Consider the following 17,010-nt stretch of genomic DNA (forward strand, 5'->3'; position numbering starts at 1 on the left):
TCAGCCCTTCAGTCCGGAGGTCGCCATACCGTCGATCAGATAGCGCTGGAACGCGAGGAAGAAGAGCAGCACGGGCAGCAGGGCGATGAGCGACATCGCGATCATGCCGCCGTAGTTGGCGACCCCGTCCTGGTCGACGAACATCTTCAGCCCGAGGGAAACGGTGTACTTCTCGGGCTCGTTGAGATAGATCAGCGGGCCCATGAAGTCGTTCCACGCGTTGATGAAGGTGAAGATCGCGCTGGTGATCAGGGCGGGCCGGCACAGCGGCAGCACGATCGACCAGTAGATCCGCGCGTGTCCGCAGCCGTCCAGCCGCGCCGCCTCGTCCAGTTCCTTCGGCAGGTTCCGCATGAACTGCATCATCAGGAAGACGAAGAAGGCGTCCGTGGCCAGATACTTGCCCAGCAGCAACGGCGTGTAGGTGTTGATGAGTTCGAGCTTCTGGAAGAGCACGTACTGCGGGATCAGCAGCACGTGGTACGGCAGCAGCAGCGTCCCGATCATGAGCGTGAAGAGCAGATTGCGCCCCGCGAACCGGATCCGGGCGAAGGCATAGGCCGCCAGCGAGCAGGAGATCAGCACCCCGGCCACCGAACCCAGCGCCAGCACCGTCGAGTTGACGAAGAACGTGGAGATCGGGATGTCCGCGATGCCGTCGGCGAGCCGGGTGTAGTTCTCGGTGATGGGGTCCACCGGGAAGAGGTCCAGGCTGCCCACGATCTGGTCGTTCGGCTTGAACGAACCGCCGATCACCCAGGCCACCGGGTACAGGACGACCGCGAGGACGGCCAGCGAGCCGAGGTGCCAGGCCAGCGAGCCGGCGCTCCGGCGGCGGAAGGCGGCCCGTACCGCCGCGGCCGGGTCGGGACGCGGTCCGGACGCCGGTACGGGCGGCCCCGGGGCCGGGCGCGGGGACGACTGCGTACGCGGTGTGCTCATCGGGTCGCCTCCTCGTAGTGCACCCAGCGTTTCTGGGACCAGAACAGCACCGCGGTCACCAGTCCGACCGCGAGCAGCAGCATCCAGGCCATGGCCGAGGCCATCCCCATCCGGCTGTTCTCGAAGCCCTGGATGTAGAGGTAACAGGTGTAGACGAGCGTGCCGTCGGCCGGTCCGCAGGTGCCGCCCGCGCCGCCGAGGATGTAGGCGGAGCCGAAGATCTGGAACGAATGGATCGTCTCCAGCAGGACGTTGAAGAAGAGCACCGGCGAGATCATCGGCAGGGTGATGTTCCAGAACCGGCGCAGCGGTCCCGCGCCGTCGACCTCCGCCGCCTCGTGGAGCGAGACCGGCACCTGCTTCAGCCCGGCGAGGAAGATCACCATGGGCGCGCCGAACTGCCAGACGGTGAGCGCCACCAAGCTGTACACGATCATGTCGGGGTCGCCGACCCAACCGCCCGCCGGCAGGCCGAAGAGCCGCTGTGTCCGGTCGACCACGGCGTCGTCCGAGAAGATCGCCTTCCAGACGATGGCGATGGAGACACTCGCCCCGATCAGGGACGGGGCGTAGAACGCGGCCCGGTAGAAGGCCTGTCCGCGGCGCTTCTGGCTGAGCAGCAGCGCCACCCCGAGCGCCGCCGCCAGCTTGAGCGGGGTGCCGACGACCACGTACCACAGCGTCAGGGAGACCGAGTGGCGCCAGCGGGCGTCCCCGAACATCTCGGTGAAGTTGTCGAGCCCGATCCACTTCGGCGCGTCGAAGAGGTTGTAGTCGGTGAAGGCGAAGTAGAGCGAGGCGATCATCGGCCCCGCGGTGAGGATCAGGAAGCCCGCGATCCAGGGGGACATGAAGAGCAGGCCGGCCAGGTTCTCCCGGCGGCCCCGCCGTCCGGCGGCGGGGGGTCCGGGGCGGTCCTGGCCGGCCCGCGGGGACGCGCCCGGGGCGCGGCGCTCCGCCCCGGCGGCCGTTGCGCTCACCACCGTGGGTCCCATCAGGAGCCGAGCGCGGTGTTCGACTCGGTGAAGAACTGCTTCACCGCGTCGCCCACCGGCCGCTTGCCCAGGGCGAGTTCCTCGGCGATCCGCAGGAAGGCCGACTCGGCGACATCCGCGCCGGCCGGGTGCGGGGTGATCGGCTCCAGCACGCCGGTGTCGACAAGTTGCTGCTCGTACGCGGCGATCTGCCGGTTCACCTCGTCGGTGGGCTTGAACGCCTCGTACTGCGCGGTGGTCGTGGGCACACCCCGGTCGTAGCCCATGATCTTGGCGACCTCGGGCTCGTGCACCATGAAGTCGATGAACTGGGCGACTTCCTTGGGGTGTTTGGTCCGCCGGGAACCGCTCAGCATCAGCGAGCCGAGGTACTGGCCCGTCTTCTTCCCGTCGGTCGTGGGGATCGGGGCGAGGCCATAGGCGCTCTTGCCCTCGGCGGTGTAGCGGACCGTGAAGTTGTCCCAGGTGAACTCCCCGGCGGCAAGTTCGGCGGCCACCGCGGACTTGGGCTTGATCTGTGCGATCTTCTTCGGGTCCGTGTAGACGCCCGACTTCACCCCGTCGTACGCCTTGGTCCACCACTGGGTGAGGTCGGCCTCGGTGAAGCCGAGCCCGTCGGCGGTGAAGAACGCCTTGCCGTGCTGGCGGAGGTAGAGGTCGTAGAGGTACATGACGCCGTACATCCCGCTGTCGCCCGCCATGCCCTGGGTGTCGCGGATCTTGCGCATCGCGGCGTCGAAGTCGTCCCAGGTCCATCCCGGCTTCGGGGCGACGCCGGCCTTCTCGTACACCTTCTCGTCGATGACCAGCGCCATGGAGTTGCTGCCGACCGGCACGCCGAGCAGCTTGCCGTCCACCTCGCCGAAGGTGGCCAGGCCGGCCCGGAAGCCGTCCATGCTGAGGTTGCCCGCGCTCACCTGCTGCTTCAGGTCGAGCAGGACGTTCTTCTGGTCGTACTTGCGCAGGAAGCCGACGGCGTTCTGGAAGACATCGGGCGGATTGCCGCCGGAGGCCTGGGTGTTGAACTTCTTCCAGAAGTCCAGATAGGGCTGGAAGTCCGTCTTGACCTTGATCTTCGGGTACTTCTCCTCGAAGAGGGCGATGGTCCTGTTGATCCGCTTCGCGCGGTCCTCGGACCCCCACCAGGCGTAGCGGATGGTGACGTTCCCGCCGCTCGATCCACTTCCGGAGCCGCAGCCCGCCGCGGTCAGTCCGAGTGCGGCCAGTGAGCCACCCGCGATCTTGAGCAGGCCGCGTCTGTCGACGCTCCCCGACGTAGGCATAGCTCGCCCCTCACTCCGAAAAATTGAATCGTTTTAGGTAAGCGCTTGCCGCTAGAAATTAAGGACCTGTGAGTCATACGTCAATGGTTCGGACGACATCTGTCAAAGCGCTTTCTACTTCCGTCGGAAGCATTGACGAAACATGAAGGGCCGCTCTAGCTTCATCGCGTCGTACTTCGTACGTCATATATGAGACGCGAGATCTGAGAGCGCCCATGGCCTTCGCCCCGAGTCCGATCCCCTCCCGCACCCAGTACGTCCAGGAAGCGATCAAGCACGCCATCCTCACCGGCGGGCTCAGTCCAGGTCAGGCCCTGGTCGAGACCGAACTGGCCGCGCGGTTCGGGGTGTCGAAGACACCGGTGCGCGAAGCGCTCAAGACCCTGGCCGGCACCGGCCTGGTCGTCATGAGCCAGTACAAGGGCGCCACCGTCCGCACGGTCGACGCCGCGATGGCCCACGAGGTCTACGACGTACGGCTGCTGCTGGAACCGGCGGCGCTCCGGCGCTCCCTGGCCCTGCGCGCCTCGCTGGAGCCCGCCCGGGAAGCTCTGCTCCGCGCCGACCAGGCCGCCGACCGGGCCGAACGCTCCCTGGCCAACCGGGAGTTCCACCGGTCGCTCTATCTGCCCTGCGGCAATCCGCTGCTGGCCAGGATGCTCGACGAGGTGCGCGACCAGGCCGCCCTCGTCTCCACGGTGGCCTGGGCCACCGTCCCGTCCTGGGAGCGGGAGGCGGGCGAGCACCGCGAGATCCTGCGGCTCGCCCTCGCCGGTGACATCGACGGCGCGGCCGGCGCCCTCCACGACCACATCGCCTCGTTCCTGCACCGGGCGTTCCCCGAAGGAGAGACCACGCATGAAGAGCCCTGATCTCACATCGTCGCGGGACGCGCTCGCCGATGTCGTGGCGATCCCCGTGACCCCGTTCACCGCCGACGGCGCCGTCGACACCGCGGCGCACCGCGCCCTGCTCCGCAGGCTGCTCGACGGCGGCGTCCGTACCCTCACCCCGAACGGCAACACCGGTGAGTACTACGCGCTCAGCCCCGACGAGCGGCGCGCCGTCACGGAGCTGACCGTCGAGGAGGCCGCGGGCGAGGCCGCGATCCTCGTCGGCATCGGTCTCGACGTGCCCACCGCCGTGGCCGCGGCCGAACACGCGCGTGCCGTGGGCGCCGGGATGGTGATGGTCCACCAGCCCGTGCACCCCTATGTCTCGCAGGACGGCTGGATCGACTACCACCGCGCGATCGCCGACGCCGTACCGGAGCTGGGCGTCGTACCGTACATCCGCAATCCGCTGCTCGGCGGCGAGACCCTGGCCAGGCTCGGGGAGCTGTGCCCCAATGTCATCGGCGCCAAGTACGCCGTGCCGGACGCCGCGCGGTTCGCCTCCTTCGCCCGCGACGCCGGGCTGGAGCGCTTCGTGTGGGTCGCGGGCCTCGCCGAGCTGTACGCCCCCTCCTACTTCGCGGGCGGCGCGACCGGCTTCACCTCCGGTCTGGTCAATGTCGCCCCCGCCGTCTCGCTGGGGATGCTGGAGGCGCTGCGCGCCGGGGACTACGCGGGCGCCATGAAGGTCTGGGAGCAGATCAGGCCCTTCGAGGAGCTGCGGGCCGCGCGCCAGTCCGCCGACAACGTGACGGTGGTCAAGGAGGCGCTGGCCGCGCTCGGACTGTGCCGGCGCGACATCCGCCCGCCGAGCCGGGCGCTGCCCGAGGAGCAGCGGTCGGCGGTCGCGTCCCTGGTCGCGGGGTGGGCGATATGACCCGCGAGCCCGGACGCGACCCCAAGCCCGCCGCCGGACCCGCCGCCGGGGAAACAGCCGGGGAGGAGGCCGCCGTACGCCCCGAGGAGCTGCGCAGCCACCAGTGGTGGGGGACGGACGGGCTGCGCTCGTTCAGCCATCGCGCCCGCACCCGCCAGCTCGGCTACCTCCCCGAGGAGCACCTGGGCAAGCCGGTCGTCGCGATCCTCAACACCTGGTCGGACATCAACCCGTGCCATGTCCATCTGCGGGACCGCGCCCAGGCGGTGAAGCGCGGGGTGTGGCAGGCGGGCGGCTTCCCGCTGGAGTTCCCCGTCTCGACGCTCTCCGAGACGTTCCAGAAGCCGACGCCGATGCTGTACCGCAACATGCTGGCGATGGAGACGGAGGAGCTGCTGCGCTCGTACCCCGTCGACGGGGCGGTGCTGCTCGGCGGCTGTGACAAGTCGACGCCCGCGCTGCTGATGGGCGCGGCGAGTGTGGATCTGCCGGCCGTGTTCGTCCCGGCGGGTCCGATGCTGCCTGGGCACTGGCGCGACGAGGTCCTCGGCTCCGGCACGGACATGTGGAAGTACTGGGACGACAAGCGGGCCGGGCTGATCGGTGACGCCGAGATGGCCGAGCTGGAGAACGGTCTCGCCCGCTCCCCCGGCACCTGTATGACGATGGGCACCGCCTCCACACTGACCGCCGCCGCGGAAGCGCTCGGGGTGACGATGCCGGGGGCCTCCTCGATCCCGGCCGTCGACTCCGGGCACGACCGGATGGCCGCGGCCTCCGGGCGGCGGATCGTCGAGCTGGTCCGCAGCGGGCTGCGGCTGTCGAAGCTGCTGACCCGGGAGGCGTACGAGGACGCGGTCGCCACGGTGCTCGCACTGGGCGGCTCCACCAACGCGGTGATCCACCTCATCGCGATGGCGGGCCGCTCGGGACTGCGGCTCACCCTCGACGACTTCGACCGGATCGCCAGGACCGTACCGGTGCTCGCGAACCTCCGGCCGGGCGGCCAGTACCTGATGGAGGACTTCTACTTCGCGGGCGGACTGCCCGCGTTCCTGAGCCGGCTCACCGATGTGCTGCACCTGGACCGGCCGACCGTCGCCCACACCACACTGCGGGAACAGCTCGCCGGCGCGCTCGTCCACAATCCGGAGGTGATCCGCCCCCGGGAGAAGCCGCTCGCGTCCGAGGGCGGGGTGGCGGTGCTGCGAGGCAATCTCTGCCCGGACGGGGCGGTCATCAAACACATCGCCGCCGAGCCGCGACTGCTCCAGCACACCGGCCCTGCGGTGGTCTTCGACGACTACCGCACCATGCAGCGCACCATCAACGACCCGGCGCTCGCGATCACCCCCGACCATGTGCTGGTGCTGCGCAACTCCGGGCCCAAGGGCGGTCCCGGGATGCCCGAGTACGGAATGCTGCCGATCCCCGACTACCTGCTCAAGCAGGGTGTACGGGACATGGTGCGGCTCTCCGACGCCCGGATGAGCGGTACGAGTTACGGCGCGTGTGTCCTGCACATCGCGCCGGAGTCGTACGTCGGCGGGCCGCTCGCCCTGGTCCGCACCGGCGACCTCATCACCCTCGACGTCGCGGCCCGCGGCCTCCATCTGCACGTCACCGACCAGGAGTTGGCGCTCCGGCGGGCCGAGTGGACCGCGCCGGAGCCCCGCTACCAGCGTGGTTACGGCGCCCTCTACGACGAGCAGATCACGCAGGCCGACACCGGCTGCGACTTCTCCTTCCTCGCCAGGCCGGGCGAGGTGCCCGACCCGTACGTCGGCTGAGCCGACCACCGCGTCGCCTCGCGCGACCCTCCCCGCACACCGCCGGGCCCGCTCCGCCGGACCCGGTCTGCGAAGCAGACCCGGTCTGCGAAGCGCTTCACCCACCGAACGGAGAAGCAAGTCATGGCCTCTGCTGTGGCGCAGGACTCAGGGGCGCCGCCCCAGGCCCCCCGGCCCCGTAAGCCGGGACGCCGTACCGGAGCGACACCACGCCGCCTCCCCTATCTGCTGATCGCCCCCGCCGTACTGCTGATGGTGGGCTTCATCGCGTATCCGATGCTCAGCGTCTTCTACTACAGCCTCCAGAACTACAACGCCACCAAGCCGTGGCGGAACGGTTTCGCGGGCCTCGACAACTTCCGGCGGATCTTCACCGACGACCCGCTGTTCTGGGACAGCCTGATCTTCAGCGGCAAGTGGGTCGTCACCGAGGTCAGTCTCCAACTCGCCTTCGGTCTGATCCTGGCGCTGCTGGTCAACCAGACGTTCCTGGGCCGGGCCGCGGCCCGCGCCCTGGTCTTCTCGCCATGGGCGGTCTCGGGCGTCCTGACCACCACCATCTGGCTGCTGCTCTACAACCCCTCCACGGGAGTGGGGCGTTACCTCGCGGACGCGGGCATCGGCGAGTACGGCTCCTCCGTGCTCTCCGACACCGGCACCGTCTTCTGGGCGGCCGTGCTCGCCGAACTCTGGCGCGGCGTACCGTTCTTCGCGATCCTCATCCTGGCCGACCTCCAGTCCATCCCGGGTGATCTGTACGAGGCCGCGTCGGTCGACGGCGCCAACCGTTTCCAGCAGTTCACCCACATCACACTGCCCCACCTCAGGGACGCGATCATCCTCTCCACCCTGCTCAGGGCGGTGTGGGAGTTCAACAACGTGGACCTGCTGCTCACCCTCACCAAGGGCGGGCCCGCCGGTGTCACCACCACACTGCCGCTGTACGTCGCGGTCACCGGGTTCGAGGCACACGACTTCGGCTATGCCACCGCGCTGACCACCGTCGCCTTCGCGATCCTCCTCTTCTGCTCGATTCTCTATCTGCGCCTGAGCAAGTTCGGAGGCGATTACAAGTGACCACCGCCCTCGCCGAGAAAGGGCTGAGCGACGTGTCCGCGGGTGGCGGCCCGGTGCGGCCGCCGACGCGGCGCCGGCGCCGCGAGCGACGCTTCGACGAAGTCCCCCGGTGGCAGATCTATCTGCCACTCGGCCTCTATCTCCTCTTCACCCTCGTACCGTTCTACTGGATGGTGCTGTTCTCGCTGCGCCCCGCCGGGTCCACCTCGCTGGTGCCGTGGCCGATGACCTTCGACCACTTCGAGAAGGTCTGGAACGAACGCAGCTTCTCCGTCTTCTTCCAGAACAGCGCGCTGATCGGCGTCTTCACCCTGATCTGTACGACGGGGGTCGCGCTGGCCGGCGGTTACGCCCTGGCCCGGTTCAACTTCCGTATCAAGCAGGGCTTCATGCTGGCGCTGCTCTGCTCGCAGTTCATCCCGGGCGCGCTGATGCTGGTGCCGCTCTTCCAGATCTTCAAGAACCTCCAGCTCATCAACTCGCCCGTGAGTGTGGTCATCGCGGAGACGGTCTTCCAGCTTCCGCTGTCGATCATCCTGATCAGCGGCTTCATCAAGAACGTCCCGTACTCCCTGGAGGAGGCGGCCTGGGTGGACGGCTGCTCACGGCTCCAGGCGTTCCGGATCGTCGTGCTGCCGATGCTGCGGCCGGGGCTGATCGCCGTGGGCTCCTTCGCCTTCGTGCACAGTTGGAACCACTTCCTCTTCGCGCTGATGTTCCTGATGGAACAGGACAAGCAGACAATCCCGGTCGGGCTCTCCACCCTCATCGGCTCGGACAGTGTGGACTTCGGTGCGCTGGCCGCGGGCGGTGTGATCTCCGCCGTGCCGGTCGTCATCGTCTTCGCCTTCATCCAGAAGTGGCTGATCAGCGGCTTCAGCGCGGGGGCGGTGAAGGGATGAGCCATCCCGTTGCCCCGCTGCCGGGCCCGCTGCCCGTCGTCCTGGCCGGGGCGCGCGGCCACGGCCGTACCCACCTCGTCAACATCCGGCGGCTCGAACAGGCCGGGCTGGTACGGCTCGTGGGTATCTGCGAGCTGAAGCCGCTGAGCGAGGAGGAGCTGGCCGGCTTCGGCGCCCCCGAGCAGTCCGACGACTTCGCCGGGCTGCTGGAGCGGACGGGCGCGCGGATCGCCGTGCTGTGCACCCCGATCCACACGCACACCGAACTCGCGCTCGTCGCCGCCGACCACGGGGTGCACACCCTGCTGGAGAAGCCGACCACACCGTCGTACGGGGATTACGAGCGGCTGCTCGCCGGGCTGGCCGAGCGGGACACCGCCTGCCAGGTCGGTTTCCAGTCGCTCGGCTCGCACGCCCTCGACGCCATCGGTCGCCTTGTCGCGGACGGCGCGATCGGTGCCGTCCGCGGGATCGGCGCGGCCGGGGCATGGGTGCGCGACGACGCGTACTACCGCCGGGTGCCGTGGGCCGGGCGTCGCTCCCTGAACGGGCGGGACGTCGTGGACGGGGTGCTCACCAACCCGCTGGCGCACGCCGTTGCGACCGCGCTGCGCCTCGACGGCAGCGAACGGGCCGAGGACATCGCCGAGATCGAGCTGGAGCAGTTCCGGGCCAACGACATCGAGGCCGACGACACGAGCTGTCTGCGGGTACGGACGGCCCGGGGCACCCGGATCACGGTCGCCGTCACGCTCTGCGCGGAGCGGGCCGGGGAGCCGTACGTCGTGGTGCACGGCGGCCGGGGCCGGATCACCTTCTGGTACAAGGAGGACCGGGTCCTGGTGGAGCGCACGGACGGCGGCGGCACGGGCGGCAGGGACGGAAGCGGGGACCCAGCCGGGGACGCGGACGGGTACGGCGGTACGGGCGCGGAGCGTGGGTCCGCCACGGACCGGGCCGGGACCGTGCACGGCCGTACGGATCTGCTGGAGAACCTGGTCGCACATCTGCGGGACGGTACGGAACTGCTCGTACCCGCGGAGCGCACCGGCGCCTTCATGCGGATCGTCGAGGCCATCAGGACCGGCCCGCTGCCCACACCGCTGCCGGCCGACGCCTGGTCCGTCGTACCGGGCGAGAAGGCGCCGCGCCGGGTCGTCAAGGGCATCGACGCGCTGGTCGCGGCGAGCGCGGACACCCTCTCCACCTTTTCCGAACTGGGCGCCGGCTGGGCCGCGCCGTCGACGGAGGTGCACCCCCGATGAGCGAACCACAGGTCTCCCGGGCCCCGGCGGTCACCACACTGCGGTGCGACGCCCGCCCGGTGGCCGGCTACCACCACCGTCCCGCCGCGCTGCCGGCGACGCTCGCGCCGCGCCCGTATCTGCATCCCGTACGGACCCTCGGCGGTGTCACCGTCACCGAGCTGCGCCCCGCGGACCACGCACATCACCTCGGGGTGTCGATGGCCGTACCGGACGTGTCCGGTGTCAACTTCTGGGGCGGGCGGACCTACGTACGCGACCAGGGACCGGTGGCGCTCGACAACCACGGCGCGCAGGAACACACCGGCTGGCTGCTGCGCGACCCGGACGGCTGTGTGCAGGAGCTGTCCTGGACGCGGGAGGGGCGCGAACTCCTCAAGGAGCGGCGCACGATCAGTGTGCTGGCGCTCTCCGCCGACGCCTGGGCGCTCGACTTCACCTCGGCGCTGACCAATGTGTCCGGCGGGGACCTCTCGTTCGGCAGCCCGGCCACCAACGGGCGGCCTGGGGCGGGGTACGGCGGCTTCTTCTGGCGGGCCCCGAAGGAGGACGCCGCCGCCCCGGAGCCGGAGGTGTTCACCCGGGACGCGACCGGGGAGGCGGCGGTGCACGGGACCACCGCGGAGTGGCTGGCGCTCGCGGGACGGGACTGGACGCTGGTCTTCGCCGGGGCCAACGAGGAGACCCGGCAGGACCCCTGGTTCGTCCGCACCGGCCAGTACCCCGGGGTGGGTTCCTCGCTGGCCTGGGGCCGGCGGCTGCCGCTGGCCGCGGGCGGCAGCCTGTCGCGGCGGATCGTCACGGTCGTCGCGGACGGCCGGCTCGGCCACCAGGACGCGGCGGCCCTGGCCCGTAAGGCGGTGGCGGCATGAGCCGGCCGTGGACCGCCGACCTCGGCGACGGGACGTACCGCAACCCGGTGCTGGCCTCCGACTGGTCCGACCCGGACGCGATCCGGGTCGGGGACGACTACTACCTCACCGCGTCCAGCTTCGGCCGGGTGCCGGGACTGCCGCTGCTGCACTCCCGCGATCTCGTCAACTGGTCCTTGGTGGGGCATGCGCTGGAGCGGCTGGAACCGGCCGAGGCGTTCTCCGCGCCCCGGCACGACTGCGGGGTGTGGGCGCCCGCGCTCCGGCACCACGACGGCCGGTTCTGGATCTTCTGGGGCGACCCGGACCACGGTGTCTTCCAGATCAACGCACCTGACATCAGCGGGCCTTGGAGCACCCCGTACCTGCTCAAGGCGGGCAAGGGCCTGATCGACGCCTGCCCGCTGTGGGACGAGGAGACCGGCGAGGCGTATCTCGTGCACGCCTGGGCCAAGTCCCGGTCGGGGGTGAAGAACCGGCTGACCGGACACCGGATGAGCCCGGACGGGCGGGAACTGCTCGACGAGGGCAGGACGGTGGTGGACGGGGACCTGCTGCCGGGCTGGTTCACCCTGGAGGGGCCCAAGCTCTACCAGCGCGACGGCTGGTTCTGGATCCTGGCGCCCGCCGGGAGTGTCACCACCGGATGGCAAGGGGCCTTCCGGGCACGGGAGTTCTTCGGACCGTACGAGGAGCGGGTCGTCCTCGCCCAGGGGCGCACGGAGATCAACGGGCCGCACCAGGGCGCCTGGGTGACGGGCGCCACGGGCGACGGCGACTGGTTCCTGCACTTCCAGGAGCGCGGTGCGTACGGACGGGTCGTCCATCTCCAGCCGCTGCGCTGGGGCGACGACGGCTGGCCGGTCGTCGGGGCCTGCGGTGAGCCCGTCCCCGTCCACCCGAAGCCCGCCGTCCCCGCCCGTGCGACCCCGCCGGTGGTACGGGCTCCCGCCTCCGACGACGACTTCCCCGGTGGTCGCTTCGGGCCGCAGTGGCAGTGGACCGCGAATCCGCACTCCGGCTGGACGCTCCCGCACCTCGGTGACGGGCTGCGGCTGGCCTGTCTGCGGACGGCGGACGCGCACGATCTGCGCCTGCTTCCCAGCGTGCTGGTGCAGCGGCTGCCCGCCGAGACGTTCACCGTGACCGTCGCGCTCTCCCTGGAGGGTACGGAGGACACCACCGGGCCGGGATCCGGGGCGAAGGCGGGGCTCGCCGTGCTCGGTGACGCCTTCTCCTGGATCGGCCTCGAACGCGGTACGGACGGCTCGGTGGCCCTGGTGCACCGCTTCGCCGAGACGGGCGCACCGCGTGAACGGGACGCCGCCGCCCCGCGTCCGGCGCCCGGGGCGCGCGCCACACTGCGGATCGAGGTCGGCCCCGGCGCGCGCTGCCGGTTCGCCGCGGACACGGGGGACGGCCTGCGCCCCTCGGGGCAGGTCTTCGCGGCCACGCCCTGGCGCTGGGTGGGCGCGCTGCTGGGACTGTTCGCCACGGCGCCGGCGGACGGAGTGGGACCGGCCGGGACAGCCGCCTTCTCCGCGTTCCGTACCACCGGCTGATCTCCAGGTCTCACGCACCGCATTCCGCTCCACCTGATCCACCTGATCCATCCGATCCACCTGATCCATCCGATCCGTCTGATCCATCCGATCCACCTGATCCATCCGATCCGTCTGATCGGCATCCGATCCGCCTTCCGACGCACGCCCGTGAGGAGAGAGCCGCACATGACGCACCGCCGCAAGCGCTTTCGCATCGGGGCAGCCGCCTTCGCGTCCGCCCTGCTCACCCTGTTCGCGGGGGTCGCCACGGCCCCGGCGGTCGCGGTGCCCGCCGCCGTCTCCGGCGCCCCCTCCCCCGGCACCTCCGGTCCGGTCCCGGACCGGACCTCCGACGAGCCGCACGGCTTCGCCTCCCTCGCGGGCTCCACCACGGGCGGCCGGGGCGGCCAGGTCGTCACCGTGCGGACCCAGGCCGACCTGGCCCGCTACGCCGGCGCGGCCGAGCCGTATGTCATCCGGGTCGCCGGGGCGATCGAGGTCGCGCCGTTCGGCTCGGACATCGTCGTGGCCTCCGACAAGACGATCATCGGGGTCGGGACGGCCGGCGAGATCGTCCACGGCGAGCTGCATCTGCGGCCCGGCACCCACAACGTGATCATCCGGAACCTCACCATCAGGGACTCGTACGTCGAGGGCGACTGGGACGGCAAGACCCAGGACTTCGACGGCATCCAGATGGACTCCGTCCACCATGTCTGGATCGACCACAACCGGTTCACCCGCATGGGAGACGGGCTGCTCGACATCCGCAAGGACAGCGAGTACATCACCGTCTCGTACAACCGCTTCGACAACCACAACAAGGCGTTCGGGATCGGCTGGACCGAGAACGCGAAGACCCAGATCACCATCGACCACAACTGGTTCAGCTCCACGAAGCAGCGCAACCCGTCGGTCGACAACTGCGCCTACGCCCACCTCTACAACAACTACCTCTCGGCGCAGGTGGCCGACGGCGATCCGGTGTGGAGTTACGGCAACTGGGCGCGCGGCCGGACGAAGATGGTGATCGAGAACAGCTTCTACCAGGACGTCCAGCACCCCTACCAGGCCGACACCACCGCCGAGTTGGTGCAGCGCGGCTCGATCCTCCGCAACACGACGGGCCGCCGGGACGCGTGGGGCACCGCCTTCCGGCCGCGCGACTTCTACCCGTACCGGCTGGACCCGGCGGCGGCCGTGCCCGCGCTGGTGAAGAAGTACGCGGGGCCCCAGGCGTCCCTCGGCACGAACACCGTGCTCGACGTGCCGGCCGCTTACCGGACCGTGCAGTCGGCCGTGGACGCCGTCCCGGCGGGCAACGACGGCCGGATCACCGTGGCGATCGCTCCCGGTACGTACCGGGAGCAGGTCCGGGTGCCCGCGACCAAGCCCCTGCTGGACTTCCGGGGCACGGGGAGCGACCGGTCCAGGACCGTGATCGTCCACGACACGCCCAACGAGTACGGCGGTTCGAGCGGCAGCGCCACGGTGCTGATCGCCGCCGATGACGTCACCGCCCGCAATCTGACCTTCGTCAACGACTTCGACGAGGCGGCCCACGAGCTGAACAGCGAGCAGGCGCTGGCGATGAAGACGACCGGCGACCGGATCGTCTTCCAGGACACCGCCTTCAAGGGCAACCAGGACACCCTGATGACGGACAGCCCCCAACTGACGCGGATCAGCAGGGTCTACCTCCGTGACAGCTACATCGAGGGCGATGTCGACTTCATCTACGGGCGGGCCACCACCGTCATCGAACGTTCCCTGATCCGGGCGCTCAGCCGGGGCTCCGCCACCAACAACGGCTATGTGACGGCCGCTTCGACGTGGAAGGGCAATCCGTACGGCTTCCTCATCACCGGCAGCCGGATCGTCAGCGACGCCCCCGCCCAGTCCTTCCACCTCGGCCGGCCCTGGCATCCGGGCGGCGAGCCGGACGCGATCGCGCAGGTGCTGATCAGGGACACCGAACTGCCCGCGGCGATCAAGTCCTCGCCGTGGACGGACATGAGCGGCTTCCCGTGGCAGGACGCCCGCTTCACCGAGTACCGCACCTACGGTCCCGGGGCGGCCGTCACACCGGACCGTCCGCAGATGACCGACGCCGACGCGGCCCACCACCAGGTCGCCGACTATCTCGCGGGGCAGGACGGCTGGGCGCCGCACCGCACCCCGCTGCCGACGCGGCACTGAACTCCACCCTCCACCCTCCACTCAACGACGAGAGAAAAGAGCCTGACATGAGGAACCCCATGGCATCCGGCGGCAGAGGAAGGACCTCCGCCGCCGTGGCCCTGACCGCCGTACTCGCCCTGACGGCGACGGCGTGCGGCGACGACGGCAGCGGCAGTGGCGACGAGGGCTCGGGCAAGGGTGAGATCACCCTCTGGGACAACAACACCGGTGAGCGCAGGGACATCTGGGCGCAGATCATCAAGGACTTCGAGTCGCAGAACCCGGACATCAAGATCAAGTACGTCGGGATCCCGATCGACCAGGTCCAGGCGAAGTACGACACGGCGATCGACGGCGGCGGGCTGCCGGACGTCGGCGGCGTGGGTACGGCGTATCTCTCCAACCTGGTGGTCCGCGATGTCCTGGACCCGGTCGACCAGCGCATCGACGGCGGCGCGCTGAAGGGCAAGCTCGTCCCGGCCATGGTGGACAGCGTCAAGGCGGCGGGCGGCCGGGACGGCATGTACTCCGTACCGACGTCCACCAACAACGGCACCCTCTGGTACCGCACGGACCTGTTCTCGGCCGCCGGTCTCGAACCCCCGACCACCTGGGCGACGTTCTACGAGGCGGCGGAGAAGCTGACCAACGCCGGGAAGAACCAGTTCGGTTACACGATCCGGGGCGGCGCGGGGTCCATCGCGCCGGCGATGGACGCGATGTACGGGCAGTCCGGCATCACGTCCTTCTGGGACGGTGACAAGACCACGGTCAACGACCCGAAGAACGTGGCCGCTCTGGAGAAGTACGTCGCCCTGTACAAGAAGGTGACACCGTCGGCCGACGTCAACAACGACTTCATCAAGATGGTCGCGCAGTGGGACAACGGCTCGATCGGGATGCTGACCCACAACCTGGCCTCGTACCAGGACCATGTGAAGGCGCTCGGCAACGAGAAGTTCAAGGGGCTGCCCTACCCGGCGCAGGCGGACGGCACGCGCGTCCAGGTCTCCAACCCGGTGGACGGCCTCGGGCTCTTCAAGAGCAGCAAGAACAAGGCGGCGGCCTGGAAGTTCATCGAGTTCGCCGCGTCCCACAAGTCCAACAGCGCGTGGAACGCGTCGGCGGGCTCCATCCCGGCCAACACCGACGCGGCCAACGACGCCTGGATCAAGGACGCCGCGCCGACGGCGACCGCGATGAAGGCGCTCAGCGACGGTTCGACCAAGCTTGTCAACCTGCCGTACTACCTCCCCGACTGGAACACCATCAGCAAGAGCGGCAACGAGCCGAACTTCCAGAAGGTGCTGCTCGGCGACATGTCCGCGAAGGAGTTCGCCGACAAGATCGCCAAGGAGCTGAACGACGCCCAGGCGGAGTGGAAAGAGCAGGGCAAGAGCTGAACCACGGCCGATGAGCTGACAACCGGTCCGGCGGTGGGGCGCGTTCGCCCATGCGCCCCGCCGCCGGCCGCCTCCCCCTCTTCTGCACGGACTCCTCTGCACGAACAGGAAAGCGAGGCACACCGTCATGCCGATCTCCCGGAGACAGGCCGCGGCGGCTCTCTCCGCCCTCCCTCTGGCTGCTCTCCCCCACACCGCCACCGCGACGCCGTCGCCGGCCGGGGCGTCCCACGCCTCGCATCCGACCCGCGCCCGGACCCTCTACATCGCGGGCGACTCCACGGCCGCGGACAAATACCTCGGCGCCGCCCCCGAGACCGGCTGGGGCACGGCCCTCCCGTTCTTCCTCGGAAAGCACCTCACGGTCGCCAACCACGCGGTGAACGGCCGCAGTTCGAAGAGCTTCCTGGACGAGGGGCGGCTGACCCCGATCCTCGGCGCCCTGCGCCCCGGCGATCTGCTCCTCGTCCAGTTCGGGCACAATGACGAGAAGGACACCGACCCCACGCGCTACACCGAGCCCTGGTCCACCTACCAGGACTACCTGCGGCGCTATGTGGCCGGCGCACGGGAAGCCGGGGCGCGGCCCGTGCTGCTCACCTCGGTGGAGCGCCGCAGATTCGACGCGGCGGGCAACTCCGTACCCACGCACGGTGATTACCCGGCGGCGATGCGCGCGCTGGCGGCGGCTGAGCGGGTGCCGCTGCTGGACCTCCAGGCCGCGACGCTGACGCTGTGGCAGCGACTGGGCGTGGCGGAGTCGAAGACGTACTTCAACTGGCTCGCCCCGGGCGAGTCCCCGAACTACCCCGACGGGGTCTCGGACAACACCCACTTCCGGCCGCGCGGCGCCGTCGCGGTGGCCCGTCTGGTGGCCCGCGCGCTGCGGGACGAGCGGTTGCTCGTATCCCGTGAGGTGCGCCGTCTCGGTACGGAGATCCCCGAGTCCTGGCTCACCTGGCTCGACGACTGACATCCCCCGCTCC

General features: G+C 69.9%; 14 protein-coding genes. 11 read left to right on the plus strand and 3 right to left on the minus strand.

Annotated features, from left to right (window positions below):
- Genes ACIQ7D_RS21065 through ACIQ7D_RS21075 form a run of 3 tightly spaced genes read right to left on the minus strand, consistent with a single transcriptional unit; the run spans nt 1 to nt 3,220 of the window.
- Nucleotides 1–942 (minus strand): carbohydrate ABC transporter permease, encoded by a 942-nt coding sequence (locus tag ACIQ7D_RS21065; protein WP_403939628.1) that lies wholly within the window; start codon nt 940–942, stop codon nt 1–3.
- Nucleotides 939–1,937 carry a carbohydrate ABC transporter permease gene (locus ACIQ7D_RS21070; RefSeq protein ID WP_403939630.1) on the minus strand — a complete coding sequence of 333 codons (999 nt, stop codon included), beginning with the start codon at nt 1,935–1,937 and terminating at the stop codon, nt 939–941. The genes ACIQ7D_RS21065 and ACIQ7D_RS21070 overlap by 4 nt, the downstream gene beginning before the upstream one ends.
- Nucleotides 1,937–3,220: an ABC transporter substrate-binding protein gene (locus tag ACIQ7D_RS21075; RefSeq protein WP_403939632.1), complete on the minus strand. Its 1,284-nt coding sequence runs from the start codon at nt 3,218–3,220 to the stop codon at nt 1,937–1,939. Before ACIQ7D_RS21075 ends, ACIQ7D_RS21070 begins: the two co-directional genes overlap by 1 nt.
- Before the next feature lie 215 nt (nt 3,221–3,435).
- Here ACIQ7D_RS21075 and ACIQ7D_RS21080 point away from each other — a divergent pair, with 215 nt between their 5' ends.
- The 11 genes from ACIQ7D_RS21080 (at nt 3,436) to ACIQ7D_RS21130 (ending at nt 16,997) form a co-directional block, all read left to right on the plus strand.
- On the plus strand, nt 3,436–4,092 hold the full coding sequence (locus ACIQ7D_RS21080; RefSeq protein ID WP_403939634.1) for a GntR family transcriptional regulator: 657 nt from the start codon (nt 3,436–3,438) through the stop codon (nt 4,090–4,092).
- A complete protein-coding gene (locus tag ACIQ7D_RS21085; protein ID WP_403939636.1) occupies nt 4,079–4,990 on the plus strand; it encodes a dihydrodipicolinate synthase family protein in 912 nt (303 codons plus the stop codon). The genes ACIQ7D_RS21080 and ACIQ7D_RS21085 overlap by 14 nt, the downstream gene beginning before the upstream one ends.
- A complete protein-coding gene (gene araD, locus ACIQ7D_RS21090; RefSeq protein WP_403939638.1) occupies nt 4,987–6,780 on the plus strand; it encodes an L-arabinonate dehydratase in 1,794 nt (597 codons plus the stop codon). The genes ACIQ7D_RS21085 and araD overlap by 4 nt, the downstream gene beginning before the upstream one ends.
- A 123-nt stretch (nt 6,781–6,903) precedes the next feature.
- Complete coding sequence (locus tag ACIQ7D_RS21095) at nt 6,904–7,857, plus strand: carbohydrate ABC transporter permease (protein ID WP_403939640.1); 954 nt, start codon at nt 6,904–6,906, stop codon at nt 7,855–7,857.
- Nucleotides 7,854–8,759 (plus strand): carbohydrate ABC transporter permease, encoded by a 906-nt coding sequence (locus ACIQ7D_RS21100; RefSeq protein ID WP_403939642.1) that lies wholly within the window; start codon nt 7,854–7,856, stop codon nt 8,757–8,759. The genes ACIQ7D_RS21095 and ACIQ7D_RS21100 overlap by 4 nt, the downstream gene beginning before the upstream one ends.
- The gene (locus ACIQ7D_RS21105; RefSeq protein ID WP_403939644.1) at nt 8,756–10,024 is read left to right on the plus strand and encodes a Gfo/Idh/MocA family protein; all 1,269 of its coding nucleotides are present in this window, start codon (nt 8,756–8,758) and stop codon (nt 10,022–10,024) included. Before ACIQ7D_RS21100 ends, ACIQ7D_RS21105 begins: the two co-directional genes overlap by 4 nt.
- Complete coding sequence (locus ACIQ7D_RS21110; RefSeq protein ID WP_403939646.1) at nt 10,021–10,896, plus strand: PmoA family protein; 876 nt, start codon at nt 10,021–10,023, stop codon at nt 10,894–10,896. The genes ACIQ7D_RS21105 and ACIQ7D_RS21110 overlap by 4 nt, the downstream gene beginning before the upstream one ends.
- Nucleotides 10,893–12,458, plus strand: a complete 1,566-nt coding sequence (locus ACIQ7D_RS21115) for a family 43 glycosylhydrolase (RefSeq protein WP_403939648.1) — start codon at nt 10,893–10,895, stop codon at nt 12,456–12,458. Before ACIQ7D_RS21110 ends, ACIQ7D_RS21115 begins: the two co-directional genes overlap by 4 nt.
- 168 nt (nt 12,459–12,626) lie before the next feature.
- Entirely contained in the window at nt 12,627–14,639 is a 2,013-nt protein-coding gene (locus ACIQ7D_RS21120; RefSeq protein WP_403939650.1) for a pectinesterase family protein, read from the plus strand.
- Nucleotides 14,640–14,686: 47 nt separating this feature from the next.
- Entirely contained in the window at nt 14,687–16,024 is a 1,338-nt protein-coding gene (locus ACIQ7D_RS21125) for an ABC transporter substrate-binding protein (protein ID WP_403939652.1), read from the plus strand.
- Nucleotides 16,025–16,151: 127 nt separating this feature from the next.
- A complete protein-coding gene (locus ACIQ7D_RS21130; RefSeq protein WP_403939654.1) occupies nt 16,152–16,997 on the plus strand; it encodes a rhamnogalacturonan acetylesterase in 846 nt (281 codons plus the stop codon).
- Nucleotides 16,998–17,010 lie beyond the last annotated feature (13 nt).

It is taken from the genome of Streptomyces sp. NPDC096310 (assembly GCF_044763125.1).
GTDB lineage: Bacteria > Actinomycetota > Actinomycetes > Streptomycetales > Streptomycetaceae > Streptomyces.

Excerpts from the sequence above, each read along its gene's own strand:
- ACIQ7D_RS21065 (WP_403939628.1), bottom strand. The coding sequence starts at position 942 with ATGAGCACACCGCGTACGCAGTCGTCCCCGCGCCCGGCCCCGGGGCCG.
- ACIQ7D_RS21070 (WP_403939630.1), bottom strand. The coding sequence starts at position 1,937 with ATGGGACCCACGGTGGTGAGCGCAACGGCCGCCGGGGCGGAGCGCCGC.
- ACIQ7D_RS21075 (WP_403939632.1), bottom strand. The coding sequence starts at position 3,220 with ATGCCTACGTCGGGGAGCGTCGACAGACGCGGCCTGCTCAAGATCGCG.
- ACIQ7D_RS21080 (WP_403939634.1), top strand. The coding sequence starts at position 3,436 with ATGGCCTTCGCCCCGAGTCCGATCCCCTCCCGCACCCAGTACGTCCAG.
- ACIQ7D_RS21085 (WP_403939636.1), top strand. The coding sequence starts at position 4,079 with ATGAAGAGCCCTGATCTCACATCGTCGCGGGACGCGCTCGCCGATGTC.
- araD (WP_403939638.1), top strand. The coding sequence starts at position 4,987 with ATGACCCGCGAGCCCGGACGCGACCCCAAGCCCGCCGCCGGACCCGCC.
- ACIQ7D_RS21095 (WP_403939640.1), top strand. The coding sequence starts at position 6,904 with ATGGCCTCTGCTGTGGCGCAGGACTCAGGGGCGCCGCCCCAGGCCCCC.
- ACIQ7D_RS21105 (WP_403939644.1), top strand. The coding sequence starts at position 8,756 with ATGAGCCATCCCGTTGCCCCGCTGCCGGGCCCGCTGCCCGTCGTCCTG.
- ACIQ7D_RS21110 (WP_403939646.1), top strand. The coding sequence starts at position 10,021 with ATGAGCGAACCACAGGTCTCCCGGGCCCCGGCGGTCACCACACTGCGG.
- ACIQ7D_RS21115 (WP_403939648.1), top strand. The coding sequence starts at position 10,893 with ATGAGCCGGCCGTGGACCGCCGACCTCGGCGACGGGACGTACCGCAAC.
- ACIQ7D_RS21120 (WP_403939650.1), top strand. The coding sequence starts at position 12,627 with ATGACGCACCGCCGCAAGCGCTTTCGCATCGGGGCAGCCGCCTTCGCG.
- ACIQ7D_RS21125 (WP_403939652.1), top strand. The coding sequence starts at position 14,687 with ATGAGGAACCCCATGGCATCCGGCGGCAGAGGAAGGACCTCCGCCGCC.
- ACIQ7D_RS21130 (WP_403939654.1), top strand. The coding sequence starts at position 16,152 with ATGCCGATCTCCCGGAGACAGGCCGCGGCGGCTCTCTCCGCCCTCCCT.